Here is a 20,087-nt window from a genome sequence, read left to right as displayed (position 1 = left end):
CACACAAAAGTGGCGCGCAAGAGATGGGTTATCCCCGTCCCTTGTGACCGTGGTTTCACACGGCTCACATCGATAAAGCGTCCCGCCTTTTACTTTCATCTTTTCCCAAATACTTCGGGGGAACAGCCTACCAGGCTGTTGGGGGCAGAGCCCCCATCCCACGCCTGTTTCTTTGCAAATTTTTTCTCGGTTGCAACGCTTGCGAAGCGCCCCCCATGCCGCTAGGCATGCGGCATGCAGATCATACGCGATTTCCAATTCGTCGACCCAAAAGACAAAGGCGCCAGCGCAGCCATTGGCAACTTTGACGGGGTTCACCTCGGGCATCAGTCCGTGATCGATTTGGCGCGTCAAGCGGATCCGGACGCCCCTCTTGGTGTGATGACGTTCGAACCGCATCCCCGTGCCTTTTTTGCCCCGGACGCCCCTCCCTTTCGGTTGATGTCCGCCGAGGCCCGCGCCTCCCGGCTGGAGAAACTGGGCGTTGAAAAACTGTATCAGTTGAACTTCAATGCCACGCTGTCCTCTCTGACCCCGCGCGACTTTGCCCAAAAGGTTATCGCAGATGGGCTTGGCCTCACGCATGTGGTTGTGGGGGCCGATTTCTGCTTTGGCAAAGGGCGCTCGGGTAGTGTCGAAGATCTGAAACGCTTCGGCCAGGAAATGGGCTTTGGCGTCACCATTGCAGATCTGATGGAATATTCGGAAAACACCGTGTCTTCTACCGCAATTCGCAACGCATTAACCGATGGGCGGCCACGGGATGCGGCACATATGCTGGGCCACTGGCACCGCATCGAAGGAGAGGTCATCGGCGGCGAGCAGCGCGGGCGCGAGCTGGGTTTTCCCACGGCCAATATGTCGATCGACGGGCTTCATCCGCCAAAGTTTGGCGTCTATGCGGTCTTGGTGGACGTGCTCGATGGGCCGCATATTGGCAGCTATTTTGGTGCCGCTTCCATTGGCGTACGTCCCATGTTCGATGGGGACCACCCAAATATCGAGACCTACCTGCTGGATTTCTCCGGCAACCTTTATGGAGCCACGCTCTCTGTCGGGCTGGTGGATTTTCTACGACCGGAACTGAAATTCGCAGATCTCGATGGACTTCTGAAACAGATGGCCTCTGACTGCGACCAGGCTCGCACCATTCTCGCGGCTCTGTGACGGCAATGGCAGACACCGCAAAAATCGACCGCAATGGGCTATCTCCTCGGTTTTGGGAACGCAAACCACTCCGCAAACTCTCACCTCAGGAGTGGGAGGCTTTATGTGATGGCTGTGGGAAATGCTGCCTGAACAAGCTTGAAGACGAAGACACCGGCGCGGTTGCACTCACTTGTGTGGCCTGTCGTTTGCTGGATGACGACACGGGTCTGTGCACGCAATACCCCATCCGCCACCAATTTGTTCCCGAGTGCATTGTACTCAAGCCTGAAAACCTCGACACCCATGCCTATTGGATGCCGCAGACCTGCGCCTATCGCCTGTTGTGGGAAGGGAAGTCGTTGCCTGAATGGCATCCCCTTGTATCCGGTGATCCGGACAGCGTTCACGCGGCCGGTGTCTCGGTGCGCGGCCGCACCGTGTCCGAGTTTGAAACCCCATTGGAAGAATGGGAAGACTATATCATCGAAGAGCCGGTGTAACCCGGGCTCCAAATTCCCCGTTGGCTCAATACCCGCTGCGACAGTTCACGCTGGTCGCCACAGCCTCCGGGATCCGCCGCGCCGGTCTCTCGATTGTTGCAAGAAAGCCCACCCACCGAAACCGGCGCCTGTAACCGAAGCTTACGTAGTTCTGGCCCGTTCCTGTATAGATGTGCTCACAGTCAGCAATTTCCCTTTGCTTTCAACTTTGCCAGCGTCGCGCGCCATGTTAAGCGAGGCGCAAGTACACGAATCTGTCACATTCTGCCACTGCTGCCAGGGACATATATCCATGCCAACTTTGACCGAACCCAAGCTGATCGCTGGGAACGCCAATCTCCCGCTCGCCCAAGCCATTTCCCGCCGGATGAGCCTCCATCGCGGCATGGACCAAGAGCTGGTTGACGCCCGCGTCGAACGGTTCAACGATGGCGAGATCTTCGTCGAAGTGTTTGAGAATGTGCGCGGCGAGGATATGTTCATCATCCAGCCGACCTCAAACCCGGCCAATGACAATCTGATGGAATTGTTGATCATCTCGGACGCCCTGCGCCGCTCTTCGGCGCAGCGGATTACAGCGGTGATCCCTTATTTTGGCTACGCACGTCAGGACCGCCGCACAAAAGCGCGCACCCCGATTTCGGCCAAGCTGGTGGCCAACATGCTGGTTGAGGCCGGTGTTGAACGGATCCTGACCATGGATCTGCATGCGGCCCAGATCCAGGGCTTCTTTGATATCCCCGTGGACAACCTTTATGCCTCACCCATCTTTGCGCTGGATGTGAAAAACCAGTTCAAAGACCGTATGGACGATCTGATGGTTGTCTCCCCCGACGTGGGCGGCGTAGCCCGCGCGCGCGAACTGGCCAAGCGGATCAATGCACCGCTGTCGATCGTCGACAAACGCCGTGAGAAGCCCGGCGAAGTGGCTGAAATGACCGTGATTGGAGATGTCAAAGACAAGATCTGTCTTATCGTCGATGACATGTGTGACACGGCCGGCACGTTGTGCAAGGCGGCGCAGGTCCTGCTGGACAACGGTGCCAAAGAGGTGCACGCCTATATCTCACATGGCGTCATGTCCGGCCCTGCGGTAGAGCGTGTCTCGAATTCCGTTATGAAATCTCTGGTGATCACCGATTCCATTCAGCCAACCGAAGAGATCCTGAAAACGCCGAACATCCGGATTTTGCCAACCGCTCCGCTGTTTACCCAGGCCATCCTCAACATCTGGCACGGCACCTCGGTTTCCTCCCTGTTTGAGGACAAGACCTTGATCCCGATCTACGAGCACCTGGCCAACGGCCAATAGGCCGATCAACATTCTGATTATACTTGACACCGAGCCGTCCCTTTTAGGGACGGTTTTTTATATATGAGCGCCGAGCCTTCGCATTATTCTTTGGTCAGCACGTCTAAAGCAGCCTGATGCAGCACCGGTGAAGCTGAAGCAAGAATTGCGCCACTGGACCAAAGGCCCAAGGCTTCACCCTGCCAGTTGGTGATCATCCCGCCAGCCTCCTCGACCACTGGAACCAAGGCACAGATATCGTGGGCGTTCAGGTCGCCACCGTTCAAGCAAAGATCCACCTTTCCGGCGGCCAACGCCCCATAGGCAGGCGAGCCCGCATCAAAGGCAGCTTGGCCGACGCTGCTGCGAAGATTCTCGTATGCCACCGCATCTGTGTGGGTAAAGCTGTTTTGATTGGCCAACATTGCCAATGCCTCCCCAAGCAGAGTTGCATTGGACACGTTGAGACGACGGTCATTCAAATACGCCCCCTGTCCACGTGCCGCACAATACCGCACATCCATCAACGGCAAGTCAATTACGCCAACAACGGGCCGGCCCATGCCATCGCACAGCGCAATCAGTGTCGCAAAATTCCCAAGTCCCATACCGAATTGCCGAGTGCCGTCAATCGGGTCCAGAACCCATGTGTATTCTGCTATCCCCTTTTCGCTGCCGTATTCCTCACCTTGGACGGCGTGGTCTGGAAAGGCGAGGTGCAGATGGTGCCGCCAAGCTCGCTCAATGGCCAAATCCGCGGGTGTCAGGAAACTTCCGTCTTCTTTGAAGCTAACCTCTTTAGGGTTGAGCCAGGCCTCACGCGCCAATGGTCTGGCCAAGTTGGCCATCTGATGCGCGGATTGAAGGGCATGGTCCAGAAAAGAGAAGTCCATAACGGCATCCTGTGTCATTAATTAGTCTCTGAGAGGTGAACTGTGGATCAAGCTCGCGTCAACAATCCTTGTCAACTGGCTTGGCCCTTGCTTTCTATCTGCGGCATCATCGGCACGTTGTCCGAAACCGAGCCTGCCTTTTAATTCAGAAGCGACTTGACCTTGAGTAACTCCACCCCTCTAGCCCTGAGGCGGTACAACATCACTGGAGCCTCCTATGACCAATCTCGTTGACCGTTTCTTCGCGGCTTTGCTGTCCCCAGAGGGTGCAAACAGCATGATTGCGCCTGACGCAAAAATTGTCGCTGTGCGCGAGCAATCGTATGCGGAGCTGCCCCTTTATGGGACCTATCGCGGCCCCGAAGGCTTTACCGAATTTGTGGCAGAGCTGCGCCGCATCTTTGACACCCAGCTGTTTCAAGTGGATCATACCATGGCCGATACAAAGCGCGGGTTTGCGGCCGGTCGGTTCATCCACCGGGTTCGGGACACGGACCGTTTGTTCCACTCGCACTGGACACTTTATGCAGAGTTTGAAGGCGAGCGGCTTACGCTCTATCGTTTCTACGAAGACACCGCTGCGCTTGAAGAAGCCTGTGGTGTAACCACTCGTTCTCTGGAGGATGTCGCGTGAAGATATCGGAAGCCGCCGCCCAAAGCGGCCTGAGCATAGACACCATCCGGTTTTATGAGCGCGCAGGGCTTTTGCCCCGCGTCGAACGCGGCCAAGATGGGCACCGGGTGTTTTCTCCACGTGATCTGCGCTGGTTGCGGATGTTTGAACGACTGCGCGCCACCCATATGCCGCTGAAGGTGATCCAGACCTATGTGGAACTGAGCCGGAACCCGGACAGCAATGAAGAACGGCGCGCAATTCTAGAAGCGCATCGCCTCGAATTGGACCACCAACAGGCGCAAATCAACGCGTGCCGCGCTCTGTTGGATGAAAAAATTCGCCACTACGACAGCTTAACGACGGATCATAACGGGCGAATGCAAAAGACTATTCAACGTCCCAATCATCCGCAAACGGCAGATCACCAATAGCAATCCAACTGGCCCGCAGCCGTGCAATCCGGCTGTCGGACCAGGTGCGAAACACGATGTCGAACCCAACCGTTGTGATGTTTTCGGCCCGGATTTCGGCGCGGATTGCCGCTGACGTGTCCATATCCCACAGCGATACCGTGACCTGAACTGCAGGTGGTTGGGCATAAACCTCAGAGAAGAGCACCGGTTTTCTGCGCTCCCGGTTACCGGTCCCGGTCCACATCGTTCCGCCGCTTTCAAACTCGGAAAATATCTGTTCCTCGCCCTGTTCAACGCCAGTGCGCGGGTTTCGAAGACGCTGCATTATCGCCTCAATCCGTTCGCCATTCCAAATTTTTACTCAGAATGCGTAAATATGTCACCAACGCCGCAAAGGACAGAGGCCCCTACATCCTTTCTACATAATGAGAGCCGACCTCACTGAAGGTCGGCTCACTTGGTCAAGGTATGTTGGGCTTTTCCCAAAACCTTAGCGCGCGGCCATAGAGCGCCTGGTTGACTGTGTGGGCGTGTCAATTCTGAAATGATCAACCAATTGCGCCAACTGCCTTGCATCAGAAGCGAGCATTTGGCTGGTGGCTGTGGTTTCCTCGACCAGAGCCGCGTTTTGCTGGGTGACTTTGTCCAATTGGATCACACCTGTGTTGATCTCGTTCAGACCAATGGATTGCTCGGCTGCGCCTTCGGCAATTCCGCTAACCAGGCGGGCGACATCCGTGACTTGTGTCACAATGCTCTGCAAGGCTTCGCCCGATTGATCCACAAGGTCGACGCCCTGATCCACCTGTTGGCGGCTGTTTGAGATCAAAGTCTTGATTTCCATCGCCGCATCGGACGAGCGCAGCGCCAAGGCACGCACTTCAGACGCAACAACCGCAAAGCCGCGCCCTGCCTCACCTGCGCGCGCGGCCTCCACTCCTGCGTTCAATGCAAGGAGATTGGTTTGAAAGGCAATGTCATCAATCACAGTGATGATCTGCGAGATGTGGTTAGAACTGTTTTTGATCTCTGTCATCGCCGAAACCGCGTTTTGGACAATTTCCCGATTGGTTTCTGCGGCGTTTCTGGCTTCGTTCATAGTCGCCTCGACCTGCCGCGCATTTTCCGCAGCAGACCGTACACTTGCCGTCATTTCATCCAAAGCAGCTGCCGTCTGTTCCAACGTCGCGGCCTGGCTTTCAGTGCGTTGCGACAGGTCCTGGGACCCTTGGTTGATCTCACCAGAACTCCCCTTAATCGACTGGGACGTCACGGTGATCCTGGCAATGGTTTCGTTCAACCGATCCAGTGTGTTGTTGAAGTTTTCCCGCAATTCGCCATAACCCTCAGGCAGGTCTTGCTGAATGCGCGCCGTCAAATCACCCGATGCCAGTTGCTCCAGACCACTGCTGATCGCGTGGACTGCCGTCGATTGTTCGGCCAATTGCTGTTCGGTTTCACGTTGTTGAAGACGCTGAGCCTCTTTGATCTCGGACCCAAACCGTTGTACCGATCTCAGAATGTCGCCAATTTCATCACGCCGTGCAGCAGCAGGATCAGGTTCCACATCCGCTTTACCCGCATTCAAAATACTCTGTGGAATGCGGCTGATTGGGCGAATGATCGATCGGCTGACTGAAACGAAGGCCGCCAGCAGCCCAACAACTGCGATAACCGACAGCACGGTGATGGAAATGGACTGCATACGCTCCAACACCGTTGCTTGTTCCTGCATCGTTGCTGCATTCGCCGCAGCCTGTAACTCATTGATCATGGAAAGAAGCTCTGTGAATTTCACGCTGGCCTCATCCAACTTGTGATGAATTTCCTTGGTCCGAAGCCGCTCTTCGAAGACATAGTTGTTCTTTGCCGCTGCATAGTCCCCTTCAAGCGCCAGGCGCAACGTGCGACTGTTTGCAACAGTAAACAGCGAAACCATGCGGTCCACCTGCCCCGCGACACGGGTCAAATAAGTCACATGCAACGCATATTCGCTGCGCGGCAAATTGGTCTGTTGCAGCACCGACGACAAGCCAATGATAGTCTTTAGATACCCACGTGTCGCAGCCTGAAAGGCATCACGGTTCTCGACTTCCGCTTTGGCATTCAAAGCCTTAGCTTCGAGCCCACTGCGCCGCGATGTTTCCATTTGGCGCAGTGCACGGTTGATGTTCAACAAAGCAGACGTCATGTCGCCCGAGGATTTCATCAACTTTTGATTGACGTTAACTGCGGTTTCCTGATGGCTCAAAAACTGGTTTGATTGCTGATTTGAATGATGGATGTAAAACACATTGATCCCAATCAACAACAACATCGGCCCCAGAACCCAGGCCAAGATGCGACCGGCCAGGCCAACCTGGTACCATTTTCGCGGGGACTGCGTGACGGTGTCCGTCATTTTACCCTCTCCTTCTGTAACCTATGGATTAGGAAGCCAGAGCTTCGATTAACAGACGTGCGTAAACGATGCTGTCATAGACATCCGATGGGGTTTTCCCGCCTTCGTAAGGTGCCGACTGAACTTCTTTTCCAGCCTTTGCAGTATTCAAGAGGGCCATCGCATCGGCTTGGGCCCGTGACAGGACCACAATCACATCTGCAGGTGACTTAGGTCCATTCACAGCCGCAGGCGCGATAATGCCACCGTCGACATTGTAGCGCTCCACGTTTGCGGCTAGCCCATTCATCGCTTCAATCAGGTCAAGCCCAGCGGAATAGGCATCCGCCGGCGTGCGCCCTTTTGATTTGGGCACTGCGTCGCGGTTGACTGCAACGTCTGCTTGCTGCGCCAAGACTTCCAAGTTTTCCACAACGGACGCAGCGACACGATACACGTCATTTGGCACCGTTGACGGGACGCCAAGCGCATCCAGCTCGGCTGAGATCCGCAGCAGGCTTCCATAAACGTCGGTTGGCGTTTTGCCCTTTGGCAGCGCAACTTTTATCTCACTTGGGCTAAGACCATAGGCAGAGCGCAGCTCCTGCACCTCGATCAACAATCTGTCGGCCTGGGTTTTGACCTCAGAAGGCGTCACAGCGTGAACCGTCTCGGGCGGGAGCGAATGCGTGTCGAGCCCATTCATGTACCGCAGCAACTGTACCTTGCGCCATTGGTCGCGGATCAGAAACAAAACATGGCGTGGTTTTGTCGGGTCCTTAGGAACGGTGAGTTGGCGCGATTTGGAGAAGTTCTCAGCATTGAGCGCCTGAAGCTCTTGAACAATTTGCTCCGTGACTTGGAACACATTATTGGGAGTGGCCTTTTCAGCCCAGGCCATTCCTGAGTGCATAAAACAAACGGTCGCAAAGGCGGCGGTGAAGGTGCGCATCGGCATTACTCCGAATGGGTGATTTATTAACGTCGGTATCTGTCTCCTTTTAGGCTTTAGATTTTACATATTAACTCAGAGTAAAATAAAACCGCGCCCGGGGAATAGTTTGAAGAAACACTCTTAAAAAGCAGGAATATTGAGAAAACCTCAGCGCCCACATGAGGTTAGATCACCAAAATCGCCCGTAAAAATACATCTGATATATCTATTTGATGAATTCACCTCACCGAAAGCGTGATCAAACCTTCCATCACCTGACGTGATACAATTACCTTAAAATAGACATTCAATAATTAGATCGGAACGAAGAACTGGAAAAACCATGGAATTCACGGTCAAATTCAACAGTAATTCCGGATAAAAATTAAATCACCCAACAGAGATGACGGTGCAACCGCTCTTCGCGCATTGCGTCGCGAGTTCTTCTGCCAGCACACCACCCACGATCACATAGTCATAGTCCCATAGCTGTCCGTGGCGACATGGGAGATCATGATTAAATTTGGTACTGTCTACGACCAAAATCTTCTGATGCGCACAGCCCGCAATCGCCGTGCGGGCCGCAACTTCATCCCGGTTATAATCCAGAACTTCTCCAGTCGCCGAAATGCCACCGCAACTGAAAATCGCCTGATCAACGCGAAACCCCGCAAAAAACCGCGTACTGTCGCCGCCGATTACATCCAGATCACGCAGCCGCAGAGTGCCCCCCGCAAGCTCCACCACTGCGTCTGGCGCCATCTGTAAGGCAAAGGCCGCATGCAGATTATTTGTCGCAACAAAAAGCTTTTCCCGCGTGGCCAAAAGCCTTGCACAGGCCTCAACCGTTGTTCCAGTGCCCAAAGCCACACGCGCCCCATCCGGTACCAGGTTTTTGACGGCCAGTGCGATGCTTTGCTTTTCCCCGCGCGAAACGCTGCTGCGCGGGGAGTATCCAATGTTTTCCGATTGTTGACGAAGACGCACCATCCCGCCGCGACGCTGCACCAGCGCGGCGTTGTCCAGATCCCGCAGATCCGTGCGAATGGTTTGCACCGAAACGTCCAAACGCTCTGCCAGATCCGCAGCCGACAGGGCTTCGTTTTCACACAAAAGCTGGATGATCTGATCTCGCCGCCGGTTTAGATCGTCACGTCGCATAAGGCCCCTCACTTCACTTTCCTTAGAAAGTAACCTCTTTCCTCCACAGTGTAGCAGATCTCTCGAAACACACTCAAATGAATAATTCGCGGCGGAATCGTCACATTACTTTTGCAGACTCACGCAATAAGGCCTGCATCGGTACTTTCGAACGAAATTCAACTTTCGGAGCTTTCATATGAAATCCCTCATCGCTGCCGCCGCCCTGAGCGTTGTTGCAACCGCGTCTTTTGCCGAGACCCTGACCCTTTACACCTCTCAACCCAATGCAGATGCCCAGCGCACCGTTGACGCCTTTATGGCGGAAAACCCAGGCGTAGACGTCGAATGGGTTCGCGACGGCACCACCAAGCTGATGGCGCGTCTGCGGGCCGAAATCGAAGCGGGCAGCCCGCAGCCTGACGTTCTGCTGATCGCAGACACCGTGACCCTGGAAGGCATGGCGCAAGCAGGCGAACTGCTGGCCTATAAATCCGCAGAAGCTGCGGCCTATGACCCGGCGCTTTACAGCAGCGAAGGCTTCTATCACTCGACCAAGCTGATCACCACGGGCATCGTTTACAACACTGGCGCCGAAAAAGCCCCGACATCTTGGGCAGATCTGGCGGATCCGGCTGTCAAAGGTCAGATCGCAATGCCGTCGCCGCTCTACTCCGGTGCCGCGCTGATCCACCTGGCCACCCTGACCGGTGACAAGGATCTGGGTTGGGATTTCTACAACAAGCTGGCCGACAATGACGCCCGCGCCAAAGGTGGCAACGGCGGCACGTTCAAAGCGGTTGCCGCAGGCGAGAAACCTTATGGCATGGTTGTCGACTTCCTCGCGATCCGCAACAAGGCGGACGGCTCCCCGGTTGAGTTTGTCTTCCCCGAGGAAGGCGTATCTTATGTGACCGAGCCGGTTGCGATCCTGTCGACTGCAAAGAACGTACCTGCTGCACAGAAGTTCGTTGATTTTGTCCTGTCGCAAAAAGGTCAGGACCTGGTTCTGGACATGGGCTACATCCCAGCGCGCAACGACATGGGTGTGCCTGCAGGCTTCCCAGCACGCGAAGAGATCAAGCTGATGGCCTTTGACCCGGCCAAAGCGCTGGCAGATGCCGACACAAACAAAGCGAAATTCGCTGACGTCTTTGGCGCAGAATGATCAAGACCCCCACATATCGCAGCGGCAGCCGGTCCGAGGATCGGCTGCTGTCTTTTGTACTTATGGTGGCCATTGTGGTCACACTTGCACCGGTGCTGCGCCTGTCCTGGGAAGGATTCACCGCTGGTGGCAGTCTGAACTTTGGGTTTTTGGGAGAGGTCTTGCTGCGCGACGCGACCCATAACGCGCTGCGGCATTCGCTGTTCACCGCTGGGCTTGGCACCTGTGTATCCGTGCTGATTGGAGGCATTTTTGCCTTTTTGGTGGCGCTGACCGATCTGCGCCGCAAGGGTGCGCTGGTCTTCTGTCTGATGATCCCAATGATGATCCCGCCGCAGATCACGGCGCTGTCGTGGACGCAGATCATGGGGCCGTCTTCGGTCTTGTTAAAAACCATCGGCATGGCCCCGCCGCTGGGTGCGCCGCAGCCCCTGTATTCCCCCGGTGGCATCATTCTGCTGCTGGGGATCCAGCACACATCGATCATTTTCCTGACCCTGCGGGCCGGGCTGCGCGCCATCCCACAAGAGGTGGTCGAGGCCGCGCGGATTTCCGGCGCACGGGGCTTGCGGCTGTGGTGGCAGATCGTGCTGCCCTTGTCGCTGCCAAGTCTGGCCGCCGGTGTGGCGATTACCTTTGTCACCGCCCTTGGCAATTTTGGCATTCCCGCGATGCTTGGCATCCCTGCAGGCTATTCCACCCTACCCACGCTGATTTATCAACGGCTTTCGGGACTTGGCACCGTGGTTCTGGCCGAGGTCGCGGTGCTGGCGCTGCTGATTGGTACCGTCGCCGTCGCGGGCATTCTTGTGCAACGGTTTTTTCAATCGCGTCAGCGTCTGCATCTGGTTGGCTCCACCTCCCCTGCCCTGTTCCTGCCGCTGGGGCCCGCCCGCCCCTGGGTTGAGGCGGCCTTGTGGCTGGTGATCCTCATCATTCTGGTGCTGCCAATGCTAGGGCTTTTGGCGACCTCTTTGGTGCCAGCCTATGGCGTACCGCTGCGGCTCGACACACTGTCGCTTGGCGGCTGGCACGAGGCGCTGTTTCGCCAGCCCGCCACGCTGCGGGCCTTTGTGAACTCGGGCGGCCTGTCTATTGGCGCGGCATTGGTATTGATCCTGATCTGCCTGCCGCTGGCCTGGCTGATGCAGCGCAAACCAAATCGGCTGACCCGCCTGTTCGATAGCCTGCTGGACCTGCCCTATGCGCTGCCCGGCGTCGTACTGGCGATTGCGATGATCCTGTTGCTGATCAACCTGCCTTTTACCGAGCGCACCCTGTACGGCACCATTTGGATCATCTTTTTCGCATATCTCGCGCGGTTCTTTGCGGTGATGTTTCGCCCCGTGCAAGCAAGCCTTGCACAGTTGGATCCCGCGATGGATGAGGCTGCACAATCGGTGGGGGCATCGCTGATGCGGCGCCTGCGCGACATCATCCTGCCACTCAGCGCGCCCTCGGCGGCGGCGGGCGCAATCCTGGTGTTTCTGACTGCCTTTAATGAGCTGACGGTATCGGCCCTGTTGTGGTCTTCGGGCACCGAGACATTGGGCGTGGTGATCTTCAATCTGGATGACAGTGGCGAAACCGTCATGGCCTCGGCCGTGGCGATGACCATTGTCTTTGTTGTTATGGCGCTGATGGGGGTCATTCAGCTGACCGCGCGCCGCCTTCCCAAAGGAGTGGTCCCTTGGCAAAGCTGACCTTTGAAAACATCGGCAAATCCTTTGATGGGGTACCGGCGTTGTCCGACATTTCAACCACAATAAAGGATGGCGAATTTGTCGCCCTTCTGGGACCGTCGGGATGTGGAAAATCGACCCTGCTGCGGTTGATGGCCGGGTTTGACCTGCCCACCACAGGCCAGATCCGTATCGGGTCCGACGTGGTTGCGGATGCCGGAACCGGCCGATCTGTTCCGCCTGAAGCGCGCAACATTGGGTTTGTGTTTCAATCCTATGCGCTGTGGCCCCATATGAGCGTGCGGCGGAATATATCCTATCCGCTTGAGGTGCGTGGATTGCCACGGGCCGATCGCGACGCCCAGGTTGATGCGGCGCTAGAGGCCACTGCGCTGACGCCTTATGGAGACCGGATGCCCTCGGATCTGTCAGGTGGGCAGCGTCAACGGGTTGCTTTGGCGCGCTGTCTGGTTTTGGACCCGACGGCGGTTTTGTTGGATGAGCCCCTCGCCAATCTCGACGTGGCTCTGCGCGCCTCCATGCAAGAGGTGTTTTTGGATTTCCACCACCGCACCAAGGCGACAATGGTCTATGTCACCCATGACCAAAGCGAGGCGATGGCCATGGCTGATCGCATCGCTGTGATGGATCAGGGGCGCATCCTGCAGATCGACACGCCCGAAGCGCTTTATGCCAGACCCCGCAGCCGCTTTGTCGCCGAGTTCATCGGACAAGGTGCCGTTGTGCCCTTGGTCGACACGATCGAGAACGCCGCGATGGTCCTGGGCGCAAGGGTTGCGGTGCAGTCGGAGACAGCCACCCCAACCCACGCCTGCCTGCGCCCCGAAAACCTGACCTTGGGCGAAAATGGTGATCTGCGGGTGACGGTGGAGCGCGCGACCTATTTGGGGGGTTCTTACCGGCTGACGCTCAAGACCCTGTGTGATCATCTCTTGGTCGCGGAAACCCGGCAGCGCCACACCGCGGGCGAACAACTGGGGCTGTCCATCTCAAACCCCTGGGCCTTTGCCGCATGAGCCAGATACAGACCATCAATACTTTGCGTGTCCTTTCGGGCATCGGCGACAAAGGGCCTGCCTGTATGCAGCTCAATATCGGGGCAACGCGCTGGCTTCTGGATTGTGGATTTGGTCCCGAGGCCAATGCCAAATTCGATCCCGCGTGGCTTGACGGCGTCGCGGCGGTGTTTATCTCACACGATCATATCGACCACATCGGCGGCGCGGCCCATGCGGTTGAGGCAGGCTTGCCGATCTACACAACCAAGCGCACAGCCCAGGCCCTGCCACCATCGGCAGATGTGCGCGAGTTACCGGAACAGGGCGTTGTGGACATTGCAGGTGTGACACTCACAACCGGGCGCAATGGCCATGCCTTGGGTGGGATCTGGATGCATTTCGATCTGGGCGATGGGCTGTTTTACTCGGGCGACTGGTCCGAAGAGAGCCGGTGGTTTCGATTTGACGCACCACCTCCTGCAAAGACCGCGGTGATTGATTGTTCCTATCATCTGAATGATGTGAGCCAGACCCAACGTCTGGCAGAACTGGATGAATTGATCGACGGCCTGCCCGGACAGGTTCTGTTTCCGGTTCCACCGTCTGGACGTGCAGGTGAATTGGCGCTGCATCTGGCCCGCCGCCACGGGGCTGCGGCTGTAATGCTGGACCCAGAATGCAGAATGGCCGTGGAAAATGCCCTGCGCTCAGACGGGGTGACGGGCGTTGCACAGGAAATTGCACCGCTGTTGCAGCGCGGTGATCTGGAAGCTGCGCGGTTTTTGATCTGCGACACCCCCAATGCAGACGGTGGCGCCGCCTGGGGTTATGTGCGCGCATGGAGCGAAAGCGGACGTTTGGGGCGCGATGCGCATGTTGTGTTTACCGGACATATGACCGCCCACGCCCGCGGGATCGGCCGGGTTCAAGGCGGGTATTTTCGCCGTTGGAACGTGCATCCGCCTTTGACGGACCAGATCGCCATGATCAAACGGATCGGAGCCACACGTTTTGCACCCGCCTTCTGTACCCTGCCGGAGCAATATTTTGTGGAGGCAGGCTTTGGCGCTGAGGTGTTTTTGCATGAGGTGATCCCCCTATGATCCGACCAAATGCCCCCCAGCTTCCCAAGCGATCCATTTGTATGATCCGCCACGGCGAGACCACGGCCAATCGGGACGGGCTGGTGGCCGGGCGATGGGACGTGCCTTTGACGGAAACCGGCCGCGCGCAGGCCCGCGCCTTGCAGGCGGTACAATGGGCGCAAGAGGTTGCAATCTTTGCCAGCCCGATGAACCGAGCGGATGAGACCGCCAGTTTGATCTTTCCCGGACAGGCTTTTCAGACGATCCCCGAATTAAGCGAACGTGACTGGGGCATTTATGAGCGTGGGCCACTGGCAGATCTGCCCCCGCGCAGCCAGACACCAGTGGACGGTGAAGCCTGGGACGAGATGATCGCCCGTGTCCAAACCGGTATTTGCATCGCGTGCGACATCGCCGGAACCGCCCTTCCGATCCTGGTCTGCCATTCCGGCGTGATCCGCGCCGCGCGCATCTTGGCCGGACAAGACACACCCGGCGCACGTCCAGCCAATGCGACCCCAATCTTTTTCCATTGGACTGGAACCACTCATGAGGAACGACCCTATGCCTGACCTTTCCTGCGCAATCTTTGACATTGACGGCACATTGGCGGAATTCGACGCAGATAAACTGGGGCATCTGGTTCATGGTGTCGACAAACACTGGGATGCGTTTCACGACGCCATGGCCGAAACCGCTGTGATCGAACCTGTCGCCCGCGTAATGCGGCACCTGCACGCCGCCGGAGAAAAGATCGTTCTGTGTTCCGGCCGTCCGCGCGGCTGGCAAGCACAGACCGAAGCCTGGCTGATCAAGAACAACCTGCCCTTTGATGCGGTGTATCTGCGCCACGACGGCACGGATGCAATGAGCGATCCGGACGTGAAACACGCGCTGTTGGAAGAAATGCGCGGCGATGGCTATGCGCCATGGATCGTGTTTGATGACCGGTCGTCGGTTGTGGCCTTTTGGCGCGCGCAAGGTCTGATCTGCCTGCAATGCGCGGCGGGGGATTTCTGATCCCCCACCCCGAACGCGGAATCAGGCAACCGCCCGGTTGAGCACCGCAAAGTCAGAACTGGAGCCTGCTCGATCAATCTGGAAGGTTGAAATGACTTCGGACAGGTTTTCGGTTTCTGTGTTCAGTGCCATTCCAGCTGCCGTTGTCTGCTCAAACATGGCGGCGTTCTTTTGGGTGACCTGATCCAGCTCGCTGGTGGCCTCATTGATCGAGAGGATTGAATGAGACTGTTCCGAGGCTGAGGCGGCAATTTCGCGAATGTGTGCGGTGATGGTTCCGACGCTTTCAGCGATGTCCTTCAGCGCCTTGCCGGTTTGATCCACCAAAGTGACCCCGTGTTTGACCCGCTGTTCACTGTCGGCGATCAGTTCTTTGATCTCTTTGGCTGCATTCGCAGATCGCTGTGCCAGCACCCGCACTTCGGCGGCCACCACCGCGAACCCCTGCCCAGCTTCGCCGGCGCGCGCTGCCTCGACCCCTGCGTTCAACGCCAGAAGGTTGGTCTGAAAGGCGATGTCATCAATAACCGAGATCGTCTTGGAAATGGTGGCCGAACTTTCTCGGATGCTATGCATCGCGGCAATTGTACTGTCGACGGTATCAGCGCTTGTACCCGCATCGGCCTGGATGCCCGCGATCTCTTCGCGGGTTTGATTGGCCAATTCCGCCGAGTGGTTGACCGCATCGGACAGCGAGTTAATCGAACCCGAGATCTCGCTCAGCGTGGCAGAAGACGCCTCGGTCCGTTTGGCCAAATCTGACGAAGCCTGAGAAATCTCGCCTGTGGACTCGCCAATGCGGGTGGCGCTGTTCTCAATTTGCAAGATGTTTCCAGACAGGCTTTGGAAGGTCTGGTTCACTGCCGTCTGGATCTCAGCAAATGCTCCTTTGAACTCGCCTTCCATCTTGAAGGTCAGGTCACCACAGGACATCGCGCGTAACGCGGCCTGGGTCTGGCTGACACCCGCATTGGTCAGCGCTCCAATCCTGTTCACGCCTTCGCATATTTCAGCCAAGGGTCCGGTGCGTGCGCCGACCGTAATGGTTCGGGCAAAATTGCCTTCCGCACAGGCCGCAACAACCGCAGAAATCTCACGCTGGATGTTTTGGCTGTCGACCATGTTTTGACGGAACACGGCTGCAGCTTGGGCAATCGCTCCGATCTCAGTACGCCCCTGCAGGTGGTCAAACTGAACTTCTGTTTTTCCTTCCGCCAGCATCAACAACCGCTGCGCCACGTCCTGTGCGGGGCGCGCGATCAGAAAGATCATGATGCCCATCGCAAAAAATGCCGCAAAAATGGCCGCCACCATCAATGCAATGCTGCCCGTGAACGTGATTTTTGCAAGTAGTTCAAAATTGTCCGTCAGCCCTTGTTTTGCAGTCGACACCTCTTGTGCGGTTGCCCGCAACAAGGTCTTCACCCCGGCCACCGCCGGTTTGTCAGAGACTTTTACGGACCGGTCAATCTCTTGCGCGGTCGCCCCCTGGCGCGCCAGTTGCGTGGCTTGTGCAAGCCCCGACTCATAGCTTGCGATGACAGTTTCGATATCAGCCAGCGCGCTCACCTCAACCGCACTGAGCGGGAAGCTACGGTATCCGGCAATTGCTGCGCGGGCAGTATCGATGCCTGCTTGCACCTTGGCGACACGTGCCGCATCCTGGCGCAGCACATAATTCTTGAACTGATGGATCATTCCCCCATAGCCGAGGGCATGGGCAAGATCGCCCATATAGACCGCTTTGGTTGGCTCCCCTGCCAGTTCCATCTTCTGGATATGTTGAGTCAGATTCGCGATCCCAGCCAAAGCCGCCGCGTCGCTGATCTTGACCGCCGCATCAATGGCCTGTGCGGACTGCCCCTCGCTTGCCATAAGACGCGCGGTCTCCAAGGCTGCCAGATATTCCGAAATCACCTGCCGCACGGCCGAAATGGCCTCCAGCTCTTCTGTGTCATGGATCAAAACCTCCAGCGCATTCAGCGCTTGCAGGCTGGCACCTGCGGCGGATTGAACCTTTTGGATGCGCGGATCGTCCTGACGCAACACGTAGTTCTTAAAGTGATGGATCATGCCATTGTAACCCATGGACGAAGCCACTGAATTTACAAGCTGGACCCGCGGAGCGTTCGCCTTTTGATAAGCGTCCCATGCGTTTTGGGAACCTTGGATCATATTGAACATGTAAAAACATGCAGCGGACAGAAAAATGCCATAGCCGATCACCAAACCCACCATCAGGCGGGACAGATTGCGGACAGAGAGCTTGCGCGACAACATAGGTAACCCTTTTGGTCTTGGTTCGGAGTGGTTCGAACCCGTAAAAGATCTGATTGTGCCCGCCGCAACGGCTGCACCAAAGGTGCGGGGTGCAAATGGAACGCTTCCCGTTCGCGCTTAGGAAGCCGCCGATTTGCCCCCGTAACAGAGAACACTTTCTCCATCGGGGTAACGGTTGAAAGTTATCAAAGGCTTTCCAGTCAAACCGCTGGAAAGACGTAAAAATACACAATTAAACAGGTGTTCTGCGCGCATGTTTTGCGAACGGTTTATGATGGATCGTCTCAGCTGCGCTGCGGGGCCACTCATTGGCTGCACAGAGCCGCTTTGATTCAAGAGCCATTTTAAAAACCTGTGAAGACCCTCAGAAAGACCTGTACAAAGCCTGCGCAATGCCATATCGCTGCGGCCTTCCATCGCTTAGTCCAAAACACGGTGCGGCCCATTTATGTGAGTGGGGGCCTGCTCTTCATTTGGGAAGCGTAACCCAAGTGAAAAGAACATCCCGTGAAAAAAGCTCTTCGAGACGCCCTTGATGACCGTGGCTATGCCACGCTAACCCCCGTCCAAACCGCCGTTATGGATCCGGATCTTGCAGGCCAAGACCTCTTGGTCTCAGCCCAGACCGGTTCCGGCAAGACCCTTGGCTTTGGTCTCGCCATTGCCCCCACCCTGTTAAAGGATGTGGAAGAATTTGACGCCGCCGATGCGCCGCTTGCCCTAGTCATTGCCCCAACACGTGAATTGGCGCTGCAGGTCAAACGCGAACTGGCCTGGCTCTATGCCAAAGCAGGCGCCGTGATGGCCTCCTGTGTGGGCGGTATGGATATGCGCGATGAACGTCGTGCCTTGGCACGTGGCGCCCATATCGTTGTGGCGACCCCGGGCCGTCTGCGCGATCACATCATGCGCGGCTCAATTGATCTGAGCGCCGTGCGTTCGGTTGTTTTGGACGAAGCCGATGAGATGCTGGATCTGGGCTTCCGCGAAGATCTGGAGTTCATCCTGGGAGAAACGCCCGAGGATCGCCAAACCCTCCTGTTCTCCGCAACAGTACCCCGTTCGATTGCCGAATTGGCCAAGAGCTATCAAAAAGACGCGCAGCGTATTGTCACAAAATCTGAGAGCGATCAGCACGCAGACATCGACTATAAGGCGATGCAGGTCAACGAGCGCGACACAGAGAACGCGGTCATCAACACGCTGCTGTTCCATCAGGCCCCCAACGCCATTGTTTTCGCCAACACGCGCGCCATGGTGAACCGATTGACCACACGTCTGTCAAACCGCGGGTTCAAAGTTGTGGCCCTGTCTGGCGAGCTGTCCCAAGCTGAACGCTCCCACGCGCTGCAAGCGCTGCGGGATGGGCGGGCACAGGTCTGTGTTGCCACCGACGTGGCGGCGCGCGGGATCGACCTGCCGGGCCTGGATCTGGTCGTGCACGCAGAATTGCCATCAAGCCATGAAACCCTGCTGCACCGCTCAGGCCGGACCGGTCGCGCTGGTCGCCATGGCGTCAGCGCCCTGATTGTGACCAAGCGCAACCGCAAGAAAGCAGAGCGGATCCTGAAATTCGCCAAGATCACTCCGGAATGGGGCAATGCACCTTCGGCAGAGGAAGTCCGCGCCCGTGACGAAGAGCGAATGCTGGGTGATGAGATCTGGACCACCGAAATTGATGGGTCCGAGGCTGCAACCGTAGCAACCCTGACCGCATCCTTTGACCTGCAGCAATTGGCCGCCGCCTATTTGCGTCTGTATCGCTCTGTCCGCTCCGCGCCCGAAGAGCTCTCGGAAGTCGAAGAGCGCAAACCCCGTGCAAAAGAAGAGTTTGGTCCGTCGCAATGGTTCTCCATCGCCGGTGGCCGCGCCACGGGTGCAGAACCGCGTCGCCTGTTGCCGATGCTGTGTAAATTGGGTGGGTTGAACAAAGACGACATCGGCGCCATTCGCGTGCGGGATGAAGAAAGCTTTGTACAGGTTTTGGATGCAAGTGTCGCCAAATTCCTGGAGGCCATCGGCCCCGATATGACGGTTGAGGATGGCGCGGCGATCAAACAGCTGGATACGCCGCCAAACCTTGGCGGACCGCGCCCCGATCGCGCTCGTCGCCCAGAACGTCCCGGCAAGTTCAGCCGCCCGGATCGTCCGGATCGCCCAGAACGCAAAGAGCGTACAGACCGCCCACGGCGCACTGACGGGGATGGTGAGTTCAAACGAGGACCACGCCGGGAACGCACATGGTCTGATGCGGATGAAAAGCCGCGCGCGGCCAAACCAAAACCGGCCAAACCTACCGAGCGCCGCAGCCCACGGACGGCCGACGCCGGGGGCCGTGATGCGCACAAGCCCAAGCGCAAAGGCCCAACGCCCCCAGCCGGAAAGCCCAACAGCAAAAAGAACAAAGCGCGTGCGCTGACGGTCGGCAAACCTGGCACAAAAGGCAAACGTCCAGCTGCGGGCGGCAAGCCCAAATACTAAGGGCGCGCGCTGACGCGTGATGTCTCGATAAAACAA

General features: G+C 57.0%; 18 protein-coding genes. 12 read left to right on the top strand and 6 right to left on the bottom strand.

Annotated elements, in window-relative coordinates:
- The first annotated feature begins 234 nt into the window (after positions 1-234).
- From GFB49_RS12730 to GFB49_RS12720, 3 genes are all read left to right on the top strand, one after another.
- Complete coding sequence (locus tag GFB49_RS12730) at positions 235-1,167, top strand: bifunctional riboflavin kinase/FAD synthetase (RefSeq protein WP_153216258.1); 933 nt, start codon at positions 235-237, stop codon at positions 1,165-1,167.
- Between the two features lie 5 nt (positions 1,168-1,172).
- Entirely contained in the window at positions 1,173-1,649 is a 477-nt protein-coding gene (locus GFB49_RS12725) for a YcgN family cysteine cluster protein (protein WP_153216257.1), read from the top strand.
- Positions 1,650-1,941: 292 nt separating this feature from the next.
- A complete protein-coding gene (locus GFB49_RS12720) occupies positions 1,942-2,961 on the top strand; it encodes a ribose-phosphate pyrophosphokinase (protein WP_153216256.1) in 1,020 nt (339 codons plus the stop codon).
- A gap of 83 nt (positions 2,962-3,044) precedes the next feature.
- On the opposite strand, the gene GFB49_RS12715 is transcribed toward GFB49_RS12720, so the two are convergent.
- Complete coding sequence (locus tag GFB49_RS12715; RefSeq protein WP_153216255.1) at positions 3,045-3,851, bottom strand: inositol monophosphatase family protein; 807 nt, start codon at positions 3,849-3,851, stop codon at positions 3,045-3,047.
- A gap of 199 nt (positions 3,852-4,050) precedes the next feature.
- On the opposite strand from GFB49_RS12715, the gene GFB49_RS12710 reads away from it, so the two are divergent.
- Positions 4,051-4,467 (top strand): nuclear transport factor 2 family protein, encoded by a 417-nt coding sequence (locus GFB49_RS12710; protein WP_153216254.1) that lies wholly within the window; start codon positions 4,051-4,053, stop codon positions 4,465-4,467.
- Positions 4,464-4,880 carry a MerR family transcriptional regulator gene (locus GFB49_RS12705; RefSeq protein ID WP_343032564.1) on the top strand — a complete coding sequence of 139 codons (417 nt, stop codon included), beginning with the start codon at positions 4,464-4,466 and terminating at the stop codon, positions 4,878-4,880. The genes GFB49_RS12710 and GFB49_RS12705 overlap by 4 nt, the downstream gene beginning before the upstream one ends.
- Here the strand turns inward: GFB49_RS12705 and GFB49_RS12700 are convergent.
- The 4 genes from GFB49_RS12700 to GFB49_RS12685 form a co-directional block, all read right to left on the bottom strand.
- Complete coding sequence (locus GFB49_RS12700; protein ID WP_153216252.1) at positions 4,837-5,187, bottom strand: H-type lectin domain-containing protein; 351 nt, start codon at positions 5,185-5,187, stop codon at positions 4,837-4,839. The genes GFB49_RS12705 and GFB49_RS12700 overlap by 44 nt on opposite strands.
- Positions 5,188-5,352: 165 nt before the next feature.
- The gene (locus GFB49_RS12695) at positions 5,353-7,263 is read right to left on the bottom strand and encodes a methyl-accepting chemotaxis protein (protein ID WP_153216251.1); all 1,911 of its coding nucleotides are present in this window, start codon (positions 7,261-7,263) and stop codon (positions 5,353-5,355) included.
- A gap of 28 nt (positions 7,264-7,291) precedes the next feature.
- A complete protein-coding gene (locus GFB49_RS12690; RefSeq protein ID WP_153216250.1) occupies positions 7,292-8,194 on the bottom strand; it encodes a hypothetical protein in 903 nt (300 codons plus the stop codon).
- A 372-nt stretch (positions 8,195-8,566) separates the two neighbouring features.
- Entirely contained in the window at positions 8,567-9,337 is a 771-nt protein-coding gene (locus GFB49_RS12685; protein WP_153216249.1) for a DeoR/GlpR family DNA-binding transcription regulator, read from the bottom strand.
- A 178-nt stretch (positions 9,338-9,515) separates the two neighbouring features.
- Between GFB49_RS12685 and GFB49_RS12680 the strand changes: the two genes are divergently transcribed.
- The 6 genes from GFB49_RS12680 (at position 9,516) to GFB49_RS12655 (ending at position 15,290) form a co-directional block, all read left to right on the top strand.
- On the top strand, positions 9,516-10,484 hold the full coding sequence (locus GFB49_RS12680) for an ABC transporter substrate-binding protein (protein WP_153216248.1): 969 nt from the start codon (positions 9,516-9,518) through the stop codon (positions 10,482-10,484).
- Positions 10,481-12,187, top strand: coding sequence for an ABC transporter permease (locus GFB49_RS12675; RefSeq protein ID WP_153216247.1), 1,707 nt, complete (start codon positions 10,481-10,483; stop codon positions 12,185-12,187). The genes GFB49_RS12680 and GFB49_RS12675 overlap by 4 nt, the downstream gene beginning before the upstream one ends.
- Positions 12,175-13,203 (top strand): ABC transporter ATP-binding protein, encoded by a 1,029-nt coding sequence (locus GFB49_RS12670; RefSeq protein ID WP_153216246.1) that lies wholly within the window; start codon positions 12,175-12,177, stop codon positions 13,201-13,203. The genes GFB49_RS12675 and GFB49_RS12670 overlap by 13 nt, the downstream gene beginning before the upstream one ends.
- Before the next feature lie 65 nt (positions 13,204-13,268).
- Entirely contained in the window at positions 13,269-14,288 is a 1,020-nt protein-coding gene (locus GFB49_RS12665; protein WP_153216301.1) for an MBL fold metallo-hydrolase, read from the top strand.
- The gene (locus GFB49_RS12660) at positions 14,285-14,842 is read left to right on the top strand and encodes a histidine phosphatase family protein (protein ID WP_246149706.1); all 558 of its coding nucleotides are present in this window, start codon (positions 14,285-14,287) and stop codon (positions 14,840-14,842) included. Before GFB49_RS12665 ends, GFB49_RS12660 begins: the two co-directional genes overlap by 4 nt.
- Positions 14,835-15,290 carry a phosphatase domain-containing protein gene (locus GFB49_RS12655; protein WP_153216245.1) on the top strand — a complete coding sequence of 152 codons (456 nt, stop codon included), beginning with the start codon at positions 14,835-14,837 and terminating at the stop codon, positions 15,288-15,290. The genes GFB49_RS12660 and GFB49_RS12655 overlap by 8 nt, the downstream gene beginning before the upstream one ends.
- 21 nt (positions 15,291-15,311) lie before the next feature.
- Here the strand turns inward: GFB49_RS12655 and GFB49_RS12650 are convergent, their stop codons facing one another.
- Positions 15,312-17,570 carry a methyl-accepting chemotaxis protein gene (locus tag GFB49_RS12650; RefSeq protein ID WP_153216244.1) on the bottom strand — a complete coding sequence of 753 codons (2,259 nt, stop codon included), beginning with the start codon at positions 17,568-17,570 and terminating at the stop codon, positions 15,312-15,314.
- 507 nt (positions 17,571-18,077) lie between these two features.
- On the opposite strand from GFB49_RS12650, the gene GFB49_RS12645 reads away from it, so the two are divergent.
- Positions 18,078-20,051, top strand: a complete 1,974-nt coding sequence (locus GFB49_RS12645; RefSeq protein WP_343032563.1) for a DEAD/DEAH box helicase — start codon at positions 18,078-18,080, stop codon at positions 20,049-20,051.
- The last annotated feature ends 36 nt before the right edge of the window (positions 20,052-20,087 follow it).

The sequence above is a fragment of the Tritonibacter litoralis genome, assembly GCF_009496005.1.
GTDB lineage: Bacteria > Pseudomonadota > Alphaproteobacteria > Rhodobacterales > Rhodobacteraceae > Epibacterium > Epibacterium litoralis.
Note: the sequence above shows the minus strand (reverse complement) of the source record. Positions and strands in the feature narration are given on the sequence as shown.

Coding starts and splice junctions, on each gene's coding strand:
- GFB49_RS12730 (WP_153216258.1), top strand. CDS start 235: ATGCAGATCATACGCGATTTCCAATTCGTCGACCCAAAAGACAAAGGC.
- GFB49_RS12725 (WP_153216257.1), top strand. CDS start 1,173: ATGGCAGACACCGCAAAAATCGACCGCAATGGGCTATCTCCTCGGTTT.
- GFB49_RS12720 (WP_153216256.1), top strand. CDS start 1,942: ATGCCAACTTTGACCGAACCCAAGCTGATCGCTGGGAACGCCAATCTC.
- GFB49_RS12715 (WP_153216255.1), bottom strand. CDS start 3,851: ATGACACAGGATGCCGTTATGGACTTCTCTTTTCTGGACCATGCCCTT.
- GFB49_RS12710 (WP_153216254.1), top strand. CDS start 4,051: ATGACCAATCTCGTTGACCGTTTCTTCGCGGCTTTGCTGTCCCCAGAG.
- GFB49_RS12700 (WP_153216252.1), bottom strand. CDS start 5,187: ATGCAGCGTCTTCGAAACCCGCGCACTGGCGTTGAACAGGGCGAGGAA.
- GFB49_RS12695 (WP_153216251.1), bottom strand. CDS start 7,263: ATGACGGACACCGTCACGCAGTCCCCGCGAAAATGGTACCAGGTTGGC.
- GFB49_RS12690 (WP_153216250.1), bottom strand. CDS start 8,194: ATGCGCACCTTCACCGCCGCCTTTGCGACCGTTTGTTTTATGCACTCA.
- GFB49_RS12685 (WP_153216249.1), bottom strand. CDS start 9,337: ATGCGACGTGACGATCTAAACCGGCGGCGAGATCAGATCATCCAGCTT.
- GFB49_RS12680 (WP_153216248.1), top strand. CDS start 9,516: ATGAAATCCCTCATCGCTGCCGCCGCCCTGAGCGTTGTTGCAACCGCG.
- GFB49_RS12675 (WP_153216247.1), top strand. CDS start 10,481: ATGATCAAGACCCCCACATATCGCAGCGGCAGCCGGTCCGAGGATCGG.
- GFB49_RS12665 (WP_153216301.1), top strand. CDS start 13,269: ATGCAGCTCAATATCGGGGCAACGCGCTGGCTTCTGGATTGTGGATTT.
- GFB49_RS12660 (WP_246149706.1), top strand. CDS start 14,285: ATGATCCGACCAAATGCCCCCCAGCTTCCCAAGCGATCCATTTGTATG.
- GFB49_RS12655 (WP_153216245.1), top strand. CDS start 14,835: ATGCCTGACCTTTCCTGCGCAATCTTTGACATTGACGGCACATTGGCG.
- GFB49_RS12650 (WP_153216244.1), bottom strand. CDS start 17,570: ATGTTGTCGCGCAAGCTCTCTGTCCGCAATCTGTCCCGCCTGATGGTG.